Genomic DNA, 12,037 nt, shown 5'->3' on the forward strand with positions numbered 1-12,037 from the left:
GCGTGGGACGACCAGGTGGGGCAACCGGGTCAGGCGAAGATCATGCAGCTCGATGTGGCGTGCGCGACGAGGCGGTCGCGGGCGTCGAAGAGCTGCGCCTCGGCGAGCGCCGTACGCCGACCGCGGTGCACCACCGTGCCGACCGCGCGCAGCCGGCCGGAGTCGACGGTCGCGGGGCGCAGGAACTTCACCGTCAGGTCGAGCGAGGTGTAGCCCTCGCCGGCGGCCAGCAGCGAGTGGACCGAGCAGGCGGCCGCGGTGTCGAGCAGGGTGGAGATGACCCCGCCGTGGACGGTGCCGAGCGGGTTGTAGTGCCGGTGCTCGGGGTGGAGGGTCACCGAGATCGAGCCAGGCTCGCCGTCGAAGTCCGCCATGCCGAGGGTCTCGGCGATCGGGGCGGGCGGGAGCAGGCCGTCGCGCATCGCCATGAGCAGCTCGTAGCCGGTCATCGTCGCCGGGTCGAGCGGGGTCGGGCGGGCGGCATCCTGGGTCTCGGTCATGGACCCAGCGTGGCGATGCGCGCTCGGTCTGTCAACGAGACCCAGCCCGGCTACGCTGTGGGCGTGACCACACCGCCCCGGGAGCCCGGCGCCCTGGCCTGGTCGACCGACAACTGCACGGTCGGCCGCGCGATGGCCGTGCTCGGGGAGCGGTGGACGTTCGTGGTGCTGCGCGAGGTCTTCAACGGCGTGCGCCGCTTCGACGACATCCGGCGCCACAGCGGCATCCCGCGCCAGGTGCTGAGCAACCGGCTGGCGCTGCTCGTCGAGCAGGACGTGCTGCGCAAGGTGCCCTACCGGCCGGAGGGCGAGCGCGAGCGGCACGAGTACCGACTGACCACCAAGGGCTTCGACCTCTACCCCGTCCTCGTCGCCGTCGCCGACTGGGGCGACCGCTACCTCGCCGACCCCGAGGGGCCGCCGGTCGAGGTCGCCCACCGCGACTGCGGCGGCGCGCTGCACGCCGCGCTCGTCTGCGAGCACGGGCACCGCGTCGAGGACCTGCGCGACGCCGTCCCGCGGCCCGGCCCCGGCGCCAGGCGGGTCGACGCGGGCTGAGCCCTCACCCGCCGAGGCGGGCCTGCCGCGGCAGGTACGGCCGCCGGCCGCGCTCGCCGACCTCGACCCGCAGGATCGCCTGGTTCGCGGCCGTGCCGGTGATCGCCGACTGGTTGGCGACGAGCACCGACGTGCCGAGGAACGTCGCGCTGCACGGGGCGTCGAACGGGACCGCCGAGCCGTTGCTGCCCAGGAGCGGCACGTCCGGGAACCGGTCGACCTCCACGCCCCGCCCGGTGAGCTCGACCAGCTGGTTGGTGCCCAGCAGGGCGACGTACAGGTGTCCCGAGCGGCCGATGCCGAAGCCGTCCGGGAGCTCCATCGGGCCCGAGCGCCACAGGGTCCGCAGCTTGCCGGGCCGGCCGTCGGGCCGCACCCCGAGCGAGAGCACCGCGCCGGTGGTGGGCAGCTGCGTGCCGTCGAGCACCCACTGCTGGGCGATGACCAGGTCGCGCCGGCCCGGCCGGTAGACCAGGCCCGTGGTGCCGAGCTCGGTGCCGTTCAGTGCCGGCGCGGTGAACCACGCCCGCGGCGTCCCGCCGCCCGGCGGCACCCGCCACACGACCGGCCGGGCGTAGTCGCTGACGTACAGCTCGCCGCGCGGTCCCCAGGTCGCGTAGTTGGGCACCGAGCCGTCCGGGAAGGTCGCGATCCGCTTCCAGCGGCCGGTGCGCACGTCGAGGGTGAGGAGGCGCCGGCGCGAGGTCTCCAGCACGACCAGGCGGCCGTCACGGGTCTGCTGGGCGACCTGCACGCCCTGGCTGCCGTCGAGGACCTGGCCCGGGACCGGCCAGGAGCGCAGCAGCTGCCCGCCACGGGTCCACTCGAAGACGCGCGACGGCACGCCGGTGGCCGAGCCGTTGACGTACGTCCCGGCGTAGACCCGGCCGTTGGTGTGGGCGTGGACGTACGCCGGGTAGCCCGGCGCGGGCACGCGGGAGAAGACGCGGGTCGTCCACTTCGCCGGCGCTGCGGGCGCCGCGGGCTCGGCCGCGGCGGCGGCGACAGCGGTCGCGGCCGCCAGCGGGCTGCTCGTCAGCGGCAGGGCGAGGACGAGGGTGGCGGCCAGGGCGGCGAACCGGGTGGCGGGCCGCGTCGGAAGGTGGTTCACAGGCGCTCCAGCACCTCGACGGCGGCGCGCTTGCCGGCGCGGACGGCGCCGTCCATGTAGCCCGACCAGTACGTCGAGGTCTCGGTGCCCGCCCAGTGCACCCGCCCGAAGGGCCGGCGGATCGCGGGACCGTGGTCGACGAGCGTGCCGGGCGCGTGGAACGCGGTGGGTCCACCGCGGGTCCACCGCTCCTGGGTCCAGTCCTGCTCGGTGTACTCGATCGGGCGCAGCGCCCGCTCGCCGAACATCGCCGCGAACCCCTCGAGCACGGCCTTGCGCCGCTTCGCGCGCGGGAGCACGCCGTACTCCCGCCACGTCGACCCGCCGACGAACGCGAGCAGCACGCCGGGGCTGCCGTCGCGCGGGCTGTTGTCGAAGACCGCGCGGGCGGCGCCGGAGTCGTTGATGCCGAAGCCGGTGAGCCCCGCGTCGCGCCAGAACGGCTTGTCGTAGACGGCGTCGCACTTCATCAGCCGCCCCATGTCCATGCTGCGCAGCAGCTGGGTGCGGCGCACCGGCAGGCGCGGGAACCAGTCGATGTCGAGCACGAGCGGCGGGGGAGCGGCGACGACGACCCGCCGGGCCCGGACCGTGCCGCGGCCGGTCTGCACGAGCACGCGGTCGTCCTTCTGCTCGATGCGGCGCACGGGCGCCCGCAGGGCGACGACCTCACCGAGCCGCTTCGCCAGGCGCAGGGGGATGAGCTGCGAGCCGCCGACGAAGCGGCGCTCCTGCGCGCCGTTGGCGGTGTCGGAGTTGCGGGAGAAGGTGCCGACGTTGCGCTCGTTGCCCGAGCAGGCGACGTACCAGAGCGTGAAGAGGAACGACAGCTCGTCGGGGTCGGCGCCGAAGCCGGGCTGGGTCCAGGACTTGATGAGGTTGGTGACGCCGGCGGCGTTCAGCGAGCTGCGGCGGATGAACTCGCCCAGGCTCGTGCCGTCCCACTCGCGGGCGCGGGGGTGGTCCCACGGCGCCTCGACGTCGATCTCGGCGGCGTAGCGGTCGATCAACCCGAGGAGCACAGCGGCGTCGACCAGGATCGTGGGGTCCGGTGGGACGGTGCCGGTGAACTCCGTGCGACCGGTCAGGGACGAGACGTAGACGTTGCTGCCGGTGTTGTGCTCGAGGAACGTCGCGACGCCGAGCTCCTTCGCGAGTCGGGTGATGTGGTCCTGGGTGGGCCCGACGAACGCCCCGCCGGCCTCGATCACGCCGCCGGCCTCGAGCCGGTGGTTGAGCACCCGGCCGCCGACCCGGTCGCGGGCCTCGACCAGGAGCACCGACCGGCCGCGTGCGGCCACCTCGCGCGCGGCGACGAGGCCGGAGATGCCGCCGCCGACCACGACGACGTCGACCTGCCTCGGCAGCGCGCCCTGGAGCCCGGCCGGCCGCTGCGCGACGTCGGCGAGGGCGCCGGGCGGCAGCGCCGCGGCCAGGCCCGGCCCCGCGGTGGCGGCGGCGGTGGCGGTCGCGGTGGCGCCCAGGAGCGCGCGGCGGGAGAGCGACGGGACGGCGTCGTACGGCGGCATGGGCGCTCCGTCTCGAGGAGGTCAGACCTGAAGGTGTGTCAGATTCAGGTCCGTAACCTACACTCTCGTCCCGTGCCTGCCGAGCCCCTCGTGACGACCACCACGCGGCGGGTGCCCACCCAGGCGCGCAGCCGCCGCCGGGTCGAGGGCATCCTCGACGCCGCCGCGCGCCTCGTGGTCGAGCACGGGGTCGAGGCGCTGACCACCCGCGACATCGCGGAGGCCGCCGGGGTGCCGGTCGCGTCGCTCTACCAGTACTTCGCCGACAAGGACGAGGTGCTCGTCGCCCTCGTCGCCCGCGACATGGCCGAGATGGACGAGCAGGTCGCCCTCGACGTCGCCGCGCTGCTGTCCTCGGGCCAGGAGGTCAGCCTGACCCGGCTGGTGCGCACGGTGATGGAGGCGTTCGTCGCGGTCTACCACCGGCGGGCCGCCTTCGTCGTGCTCTACCTGCGCGGGCGCACCAACGTCGCGGTGCACCGCTTCGGCCGCGAGCACAACGCCAAGGTCGCCGAGGCGCTCCACGCGCAGGCGCAGGCGTCCGGCCTCGTCGGCCGGCTCACCCCGCGGATGGCGCAGCTGGCCGTCGAGGTGGGCGACCGGGTCTTCCAGCTCGCCTTCGAGCACGACCTGCGGGGCGACGCCGAGACGGTAGAGGAGGGGATCGTCATGGTGGCGGCGTACCTCGAGAGCCGGGCGTCGTGACCGCGCTGCGCGACCAGGTCGCCGCCGCCGCCCGGCGCCTCGCCGCGGCCGGGCTGCTCGTCGGCACCGCCGGCAACGTGTCGCTGCGCGACGGCGACCGGGTGGCCGTCACCGCCAGCGGTGTGGTGCTCGGTGCCTGCACCCCCGACGACGTCACCGTCGTCGACCTCGCCGGCCACGTGGTCGAGGGCTCGCTGCGGCCGACTTCCGAGCTCGACCTCCACCTGTCGGTGGTCGCCGCGACGCCTGCCGCCGCGGTGGTGCACACCCACGCGCCGTGGTCGACCGCTGTCGCGTGCGTGCTCGACGAGCTGCCGGTGCTCCACTACCAGCAGCTGCTGCTCGGCGGGGCGGTGCGCGTCGCGCCGTACGCCACCTTCGGCACCCCCGCGCTCGCCGCGTCGGTGACCGAGGCGCTCGCCGGCCGCCAGGCGGCGCTGATGGCCAACCACGGCTCGGTCGCGGTCGGCTCGTCGCTGGACCGGGCCGTCGAGCACGCCGAGCTGCTGGAGTGGCTGTGCGCGCTGCACCACCGCGCCGCCACGCTCGGCACGCCGCGGGTGCTCACCGACGCGCAGCAGGCGGACGTCGTCGAGCAGGCGGTCCGCCGCAGCTACGGCACGCCGCAGCAGGTCGACCCGTCCGAGGGCCCCCAGGAGGAGCAGTGAAGGTCGCGACCGTCGGGGTGCACGTCCTCGACACCCACGTCATCGGCATCGAGTCCATCCCCGAGCGCTCCGACGGCCAGCTGGTCGAGCGGATCTCGCTCTCCCCGGCCGGCACCGCCGGCGGCACCGCGGTGGTGCTGAGCAGGCTCGGCGCCGAGGTGGCGTCGTACGGCGCCGTCGGCACCGACCCCGTCGCCACCACCCTCCTCGCGCTGCTGGAGGCCGAGGGCGTCGACACCTCCGGGCTGGTCCGCAAGGGCGAGCACCAGACCTCGGCGTCGGTCATCCCCGTGCGCCCCGACGGCCAGCGACCCGCCTGGCACTGCATCGGCGCCAACGGGGCCTTCACCCTCGACGACCTCGACCTGGCCGCGCTCGAGGGCATCACGCACCTGCACCTCGGAGGGCCGGAGTTCCTCGGCGGCGAGGCGGCGGGACGGCTGCTCGCCCATGCCCGGTCGATCGGCGCGACGACGTCTGTCGACCTGCTCGCGCCGGGCGACCCCGACATGCTGGCCTGGGTCGCCGACGCGCTCCCGCACACCGACCACCTGCTGCCCAACGACGAGCAGGTGCTCGGCCTCACCGGGGCCGCGTCGCTCGCCGAGGGCGCGCTCGCTCTCCTCGACCTCGGGGTCGGCGCCGTCGCGGTCACCCAGGGCGCCCGCGGTGCGCTCGTCGCCTCGTCGACCGGCGGCTCTCCGCACGTCGTCGAGGTGCCGGCGTACGCCGTCGACGTGGTCGACACGACCGGGTGCGGGGACGCGTTCTCGGCCGGCTACCTGCGGGGGCTCGCGCTCGGTCGCGACCTGCCGGGCGCGGCCGCGCTCGGCTGCGCCACCGCCGCCCAGGTCGCCCGCGGCCTCGGCACCGACGCGGGGTCCTACTCCCTCGACTCGGTCCTGGACCTCGCCGCCGCCACCGCCCGCACCGGCGCCCGCACCGGCGCCCGCACCGCCGCTCCCGCCGGTTGAGCTGCGGAGACCGCCGACGCCTGGCTGGGTCGTGTGCCTGCGGACGCGCTCGCCCGCGTCGTGGGGCACACGACCGCGCCCGGTCTGGTCCTGGCGGCGGCGGCGCCGGCGGCCGACGCCCCGGCGATCAGGCGGTGGTCGGTCGGCTGAGCCGGTCGAGGAAGGTCAGCAGCAGCGCCTCCCGCATGGCGGGGGAGGCGAGGTCGAGCATCGCGTTGACCTCGGCCATCCGGTCGGGCAGGGCGAGCTCGCCGTCGGCGCCCTCGCCGACCAGGCCCGACGCCGCGAGCAGGCCGTCGAAGTCCTCGTCGGTCAGCGCGGCGGGGTCGAGCGAGCGGATGTAGTCGGCGACGCCCCGGTCGACGACGACCGGTCCTGCGGCGACGGCGGCCGCGACCGAGTCGCGCAGGGCGGCCAGGAAGTCGTCGACGCCGGAGAGGGTGGCGGCGCTGACGGAGAGGTGGATGGTCGGCGGCTGGTCGCCGTAGGACATCTGCGGCTGGACGTACCACCCGCGCGCGGTCATCTCGTCGCAGACCGTGAAGGCGTCGCAGCTGCCGTCGGTGGCGAGCGCGACGAGGGTGGAGTCGGGGGCCGCGACCAGGCGCAGCCCGGCGATGTCGGCGGTGCCTGCCACGATCGCGTCGACGGCCTGGAGCACGTCGGCCGTCAGCCGCTCGTAGCCGGCGTCGCCGAGGGTGCGCACGACCGCCCAGGCACCCGCGGTGGGGCCGCCGGAGCGGGTGGACTGCATGGTCGGGTTGAGCATCGTGTAGCCGGGCCAGGCGGCGGAGGCGAACAGCTGGGGACGGCGCAGCGCCGGGGTCCGGTGCAGCAGGAGGGAGGTGCCCTTGGGGGCGTAGGCGTACTTGTGCAGGTCGACGCTGATCGACGTCACGCCGTCGACGGCGAAGGTCCAGACCGGCACGTCGCGGCCCAGGCGGGCGGCGTACGGCAGGACCCACCCGCCGATGCAGGCGTCGACGTGGCACCGGATCCCGCGGGCGGCGGCGAGCGCGGCGAGCTCGGTGACGGGGTCGACGACGCCGTGGGCGTACGACGGCGCGCTGGCGACCACGAGCACGGTGCTGTCGTCGATCGCGGCCGCGGTCGCGGCGACGTCGGCGCGGAAGTCCGGGCCGACCGGGACCATGCGCGCCTCGACGCCGAAGTAGTGCGCGGCCTTGTGGAAGGCCGCGTGCGCGGTCGCGGGGATGACCATGCTCGGCCGCTGGACGTCTGGCCGGGCGTCGCGGGCGGCCTGCACGGCGAGCAGCACCGACTCGGTGCCGCCGGAGGTCACGGTGCCGACGACGGTGTCGGGGGCGTCGAGGAGCGGTGCGGCGAAGCCGACCAGGTCGTTCTCCATGCGCAGCAGGCTGGGGAAGGCGGTCGGGTCGAGCCCGTTGGAGCCGGCGTACGCCGCGACGGCCTCGCGCCCGACGCGGTCGACCTCGGCGAGCCCGGAGTCGTAGACGTAGGCCAGCGTGCGGCCTCCGTGGACCGGCAGGTCGGCCTCCTGCAGCGAGCGGAGCGTCGCCAGCACGTCGGGGTCGGTCGGGCGGGCGGTCGTGGTCATGCGTCGACCTCTTCGGCGTCGAGGGTGTAGCGGGCGAGCCATCCCAGGCTCACCAGCACGAGCAGGGCGGGAAGGAGGGAGAAGCCGAGCACGATGGCGGTGACCGCCGAGCCGGGCTGGGTCGCCGCGCCGTCGGTCGACGACTGGTAGTCGCCGAGCGCGAGCACGAGCGCGAAGACGGCCGGGCCGAGCGCCAGGCCGAGGGTCTCGCCGGCGGTCCACACGCCGGTGTAGACGCCGGCGCGGCCGCTCCCGGTGCGGCGGGCGTCGACGGCCGCCGCGTCGGGCAGCATCGCCATCGGGAAGACCTGGCACCCGGCGTACCCCACCCCGGCGAGGCCGACCGCGGCGAAGACGACCGGCGCAGGGGCGACGTCGGCGAACGCCGCGAGGGCGGCGCCGGCGGCGAGGAAGAGCGAGGAGGCGACGTACCCGCGCTTCTTGCCGATCCGCTGGCCGATCGCCGACCAGGCCGGGGTGAGCAGCAGCGCCGGGCCGACGAAGCAGAGGAACAGCACGGTCGCGGCGCCGGCGCTGTCGAGGACGTCCTCGGCGAGGTAGTCCACGCCGGCGAGCATCGCGCCGGTCGCGAGCGCCTGCACCACGAACGTCGTCAGCAGCAGCCGGAAGTCGCGGGCGGTCGCGACGATCCGCAGCTGGTCGCGCAGGCTGCCGGCGCCCGGCTGCACCGAGCCGACCGGGGCGTGCCGCGTGCCGACGTACGACGCGACCACCCCGACCAGGATGATCAGCGCCATCACGACGCCCATGACGCGGTAGCCGTCGCGCCCGCCGACCGCGTCGCGGATCAGCGGCGCGGTGCCGCCGGCGACGAGGATCGTCAGCGCCAGGATCGCCACCCGCCAGGTCATCAGCCGGGTGCGCTCGTCGTAGGACGTCGTCATCTCGGCGGGCATGGCGACGTAGGGGACCTGGAAGAACGCGTACGCCGACGCGCAGCCGAGGAAGCACACGAGCACCCACGCGGCCTCCAGGCCGGTGGCCATCGACGGCGCGGCGAAGATCAGCGCGAAGCTGGCCGCCAGCACCAGCCCGGCGCGGAGCAGGAACGGTCGCCGCGGGCCGCGCGGGTCGGTGCTGCGGTCGCTGACCCGGCCGGCGATGGGGTTGAGCACGACGTCCCACGCCTTCGGCAGGAAGACGATGACGCCGGCCAGCACCGCTGCGATGCCGAGGGAGTCGGTGAGGAACGGCAGCAGCATGAGGCCCGGCACCGTGCCGAACGCCCCGGTCGCGACCGAGCCCGAGCCGTAGCCGATGCGTACGCCGCGCGGCAGCGGGCCTGCGCCCGTGGGGCCCCCGCCCGCGGTCGCGCCGCGGGCCGTCCCCTGTGTCGCCACCTCAGCGCGCCAACGACCGGGAGCCGCCGGAGCCGTAGCGCCGGTCCGGGTTCGCGCCGATCGCGTCCTTGCTCGCCGACGCCGCCGGGCCGGTGGCCTTCTTCGTCGCGGTCCGCTTCACCGGAGCCTTCTTCGCCGGGGCCTTCCTGGGCGCAGCCTTCTTCGCCGGAGCGTTCTTCGCGGGGGCCTTCGCGCGGGTCTTCGTGGGCGCCGGCTCGGCGGCAGGCGGCTCGGTCGCCCGGTCGGACCACTGCTCGAGCCACTCGTCGAGCACCTCCCAGGTGGTGCCGCGGGCGCGACGGCCGGTGAGCATGCCGAGGTGGCCGCCGGGCACGATCTCGAAGCGGACCTCCTCGGCGGAGGAGAGGTGCGGCAGCAACGCGCGGACCGCACCGACCGGGGCGATGCCGTCGGTGGCGCCGGCGAAGACGAGCACCGGCGCGGTGATCGACTCGAGGGTGATCGTCCGGTCGCCGAGCACGACCTCGCCGGTCTTGAGCACGTTGCCCTTGACGAAGCGGTGGTAGAGCTGGCCGAAGGTGCGGCCGGGATAGGCGGTCATCCCGTCCATGAACCGGTCGACCGCCTCGAGCTGGGCGAGGAAATCGGCGTCGTCGAGGTGGGTGACGATCGCGAGCGGCTTGGTGACGACCTTCTGGAACGACGTGAGCTGGAAGGCCCACCGCACCAGCGGCGTCGGCGCGCCGCCCATGAGCTGGTAGGCGCGGGTGATCGCGCCGCGCCCCTCGGTCGGGTTGAGGTTCAGCAGCGGTCGCAGCGGCGCGACGAGCGGCACCTGGGAGACGTCGAACGGCGTGCCGACGGCGGTCACGGACGCGATCGGCAGGTCCGGGTCGTTGGCGGCGGTCAGCAGCGAGAAGATCCCGCCGAGCGACCAGCCGACCACGTGCACGGGGCGGCCGCCGGCGTGGGCGGAGACCTCGCGGATCGCGGCCGGGACGACCTCCTCCACCCAGTGCTCCATGCCCAGCGAGCGGTCGCGGAAGGAGACCTGGCCGTACTCCACGAGGTACGTCGGCCGCCCGCCCGCCAGCAGGTGCTCGACCAGGGAGCAGCCGCGCCGCAGGTCGAAGCAGATCGCCGGCGCGGCCAGCGGCGTCACCAGCAGCACCGGGTCGCCCTGCTCGCGCACCGTCGCGCGCGGCCGGTAGTGGTAGACCTCCCGCAGCTTGCCGTCGTCGATCAGCGTGCGCGGCATGGGGCGGAGGTCCGCCAGACCGCCGTACAGCACCTTGTGCGCCACGTTGCCGGCTGCCGAGACGACCTGGTCGGGCTTGGGGACGAGGTCCATGGGGCGCAACGTACCCGCCGGGAGGGGTACGGGACAGGACATGAGCTGGACCAAGATCGCCGCCGCCGGTGCCGCTGCCCTCGGGGCGGTCGCCGCCCACGACCTGACGCAGCGCAAGCACGCCATCCTGCGCAACTTCCCCGTGGTGGGGCACCTGCGCTTCACCCTGGAGCGGTTCGGCCCCGAGCTGCGGCAGTACATCGTGACCTCCAACGACGAGGAACGGCCCTTCTCCCGCGACCAGCGGCGCTGGGTCTACGCCTCCTCGAAGGGCGAGAACACCTACTTCGGGTTCGGCACCGACAACGACGTCGAGCGCAGCACCGGCTACCCGGTCGTCAAGCACCGCACCTTCGCGGGGCCTGGTGCGACCACCGCGCCGCACGGCGAGGAGGGCGTCCGGCTGCCGATGGGCAAGGTGCTCGGCGGCCCGCGTGGGCGGGCCAAGGCCTTCCGGCCGGGCTCGATCGTCAACATCTCGGGCATGAGCTTCGGCTCGCTCTCCGGCAACGCGATCGAGGCGCTCAACCGCGGCGCCGCCCTGGCCGGCTGCTACCAGAACACCGGCGAGGGCGGGCTCTCGCCGTACCACCGCAACGGCGGGGAGCTGGTCTTCCAGCTCGGTACGGCGTACTTCGGCTGCCGCGACGCCGAGGGCCGCTTCGACCTCGCGCGGCTCAAGGACCTGGTCGAGTCCGCACCGGTCCGCGCGCTGGAGATCAAGCTGTCCCAGGGCGCCAAGCCGGGCCTCGGCGGGATGCTGCCCGGCGCGAAGGTGACCGAGCAGATCGCCGAGATCCGCGGCATCCCCGTCGGGCAGGACTGTGCGTCGCCGAGCCGGCACACGGCGTTCGCCGACATCGACTCGATGCTGGACTTCGTCGAGCTGCTCGCCGCCGAGACCGGGCTGCCGGTCGGGATCAAGTCCGCGGTCGGCGACCTGCAGTTCTGGGACGAGCTGGTGGCGCTGATGTCGACCCGCGAGCGGGGCGTCGACTTCCTCAACATCGACGGCGGCGAGGGTGGCACCGGCGCGGCGCCGCTGGTCTTCTCCGACTCGGTCGCCTACCCGTTCCGCATCGGGTTCACCGAGGTCTACAAGCGCTTCGCCCGGGCCGGGCTGCAGGACGAGGTGACGTTCCTCGGGGGCGGCAAGCTCGGCCTGTCCGAGAACGCGATCGTCGCGCTGGCGCTCGGCCTCGACGGCATCCACGTCGGCCGCGAGGCGATGCTCGCCATCGGCTGCATCCAGGCGCAGAAGTGCCACGCGGACACCTGCCCGACCGGCGTGGCGACCCAGGACCCGCGGCTGGCCCGCGGGCTCGACCCGACGCTGAAGTCGGTGCGCGCGGCGACGTACGTCAGGTCGCTGCGGCGCGACCTGCTCAAGGTCGCCGAGGCCGTCGGCGTCGTCCACCCCGCGCTCATCGGGCCCGACGACGTCGACCTCGTCGACGGCACCCGGTCGGCGGTCTCCCTGCGGGAGGCCTACGGCTACGAGCCCGGCTGGGGCCTGCCCGGCCCCGAGCTCGCCGGCACCGTCGAGGACCTCGTGCTCGGCCGCCTCCCCGAGGAGCCGCACCCCTCCCAGGCCTGACCGGTCCGTCTGCCGCACGCCCCGCACCCGCCCCCGGGCCTGACCCGGCGGGGTGCCCCGGCCGGACATATCAGGGGAGTCCTGCACATATCGGGGCAGATCTGCCCCGATATGTGCAGGAGTCACCGGTTAACCGGTGACCC

11 protein-coding genes are annotated in these 12,037 nt (G+C 74.9%); 5 read left to right on the forward strand and 6 right to left on the reverse strand.

Annotation, left to right across the window (positions count from 1 at the left end):
* Nucleotides 1–29: 29 nt before the first annotated feature.
* Nucleotides 30–500, reverse strand: coding sequence for a PaaI family thioesterase (locus tag QWY29_RS14410; protein ID WP_300961721.1), 471 nt, complete (start codon nucleotides 498–500; stop codon nucleotides 30–32).
* 63 nt (nucleotides 501–563) lie between these two features.
* Here QWY29_RS14410 and QWY29_RS14415 point away from each other — a divergent pair, with 63 nt between their 5' ends.
* Nucleotides 564–1,058, forward strand: a complete 495-nt coding sequence (locus QWY29_RS14415) for a winged helix-turn-helix transcriptional regulator (protein ID WP_300961722.1) — start codon at nucleotides 564–566, stop codon at nucleotides 1,056–1,058.
* Nucleotides 1,059–1,062: 4 nt separating this feature from the next.
* Here the strand turns inward: QWY29_RS14415 and QWY29_RS14420 are convergent, their stop codons facing one another.
* On the reverse strand, nucleotides 1,063–2,169 hold the full coding sequence (locus QWY29_RS14420) for an SMP-30/gluconolactonase/LRE family protein (protein ID WP_300961723.1): 1,107 nt from the start codon (nucleotides 2,167–2,169) through the stop codon (nucleotides 1,063–1,065).
* Nucleotides 2,166–3,698: a flavin monoamine oxidase family protein gene (locus QWY29_RS14425; RefSeq protein ID WP_300961724.1), complete on the reverse strand. Its 1,533-nt coding sequence runs from the start codon at nucleotides 3,696–3,698 to the stop codon at nucleotides 2,166–2,168. The genes QWY29_RS14420 and QWY29_RS14425 overlap by 4 nt, the downstream gene beginning before the upstream one ends.
* A gap of 72 nt (nucleotides 3,699–3,770) precedes the next feature.
* On the opposite strand from QWY29_RS14425, the gene QWY29_RS14430 reads away from it, so the two are divergent.
* Genes QWY29_RS14430 through QWY29_RS14440 form a run of 3 tightly spaced genes read left to right on the forward strand, consistent with a single transcriptional unit; the run spans nucleotide 3,771 to nucleotide 6,045 of the window.
* A complete protein-coding gene (locus tag QWY29_RS14430; protein ID WP_300961725.1) occupies nucleotides 3,771–4,403 on the forward strand; it encodes a TetR/AcrR family transcriptional regulator in 633 nt (210 codons plus the stop codon).
* Nucleotides 4,400–5,071: a class II aldolase/adducin family protein gene (locus QWY29_RS14435; RefSeq protein ID WP_300961726.1), complete on the forward strand. Its 672-nt coding sequence runs from the start codon at nucleotides 4,400–4,402 to the stop codon at nucleotides 5,069–5,071. Before QWY29_RS14430 ends, QWY29_RS14435 begins: the two co-directional genes overlap by 4 nt.
* Nucleotides 5,068–6,045: a carbohydrate kinase family protein gene (locus tag QWY29_RS14440; protein WP_300961727.1), complete on the forward strand. Its 978-nt coding sequence runs from the start codon at nucleotides 5,068–5,070 to the stop codon at nucleotides 6,043–6,045. Before QWY29_RS14435 ends, QWY29_RS14440 begins: the two co-directional genes overlap by 4 nt.
* Before the next feature lie 127 nt (nucleotides 6,046–6,172).
* Here the strand turns inward: QWY29_RS14440 and QWY29_RS14445 are convergent, their stop codons facing one another.
* The 3 genes from QWY29_RS14445 to QWY29_RS14455 are packed head-to-tail and all read right to left on the reverse strand — an operon-like array spanning nucleotide 6,173 to nucleotide 10,297.
* On the reverse strand, nucleotides 6,173–7,624 hold the full coding sequence (locus QWY29_RS14445; RefSeq protein ID WP_300961728.1) for a pyridoxal phosphate-dependent decarboxylase family protein: 1,452 nt from the start codon (nucleotides 7,622–7,624) through the stop codon (nucleotides 6,173–6,175).
* Nucleotides 7,621–8,985, reverse strand: coding sequence for an MFS transporter (locus QWY29_RS14450; protein WP_300961729.1), 1,365 nt, complete (start codon nucleotides 8,983–8,985; stop codon nucleotides 7,621–7,623). The genes QWY29_RS14445 and QWY29_RS14450 overlap by 4 nt, the downstream gene beginning before the upstream one ends.
* Nucleotide 8,986: 1 nt before the next feature.
* Nucleotides 8,987–10,297, reverse strand: a complete 1,311-nt coding sequence (locus QWY29_RS14455; protein ID WP_300961730.1) for an alpha/beta fold hydrolase — start codon at nucleotides 10,295–10,297, stop codon at nucleotides 8,987–8,989.
* A gap of 40 nt (nucleotides 10,298–10,337) precedes the next feature.
* On the opposite strand from QWY29_RS14455, the gene QWY29_RS14460 reads away from it, so the two are divergent.
* A complete protein-coding gene (locus QWY29_RS14460) occupies nucleotides 10,338–11,894 on the forward strand; it encodes an FMN-binding glutamate synthase family protein (RefSeq protein ID WP_300961731.1) in 1,557 nt (518 codons plus the stop codon).
* Nucleotides 11,895–12,037: the final 143 nt, after the last annotated feature.

This window comes from Nocardioides abyssi (assembly GCF_030412915.1).
In the GTDB taxonomy this organism is placed as follows: Bacteria; Actinomycetota; Actinomycetes; order Propionibacteriales; family Nocardioidaceae; genus Nocardioides; species Nocardioides abyssi.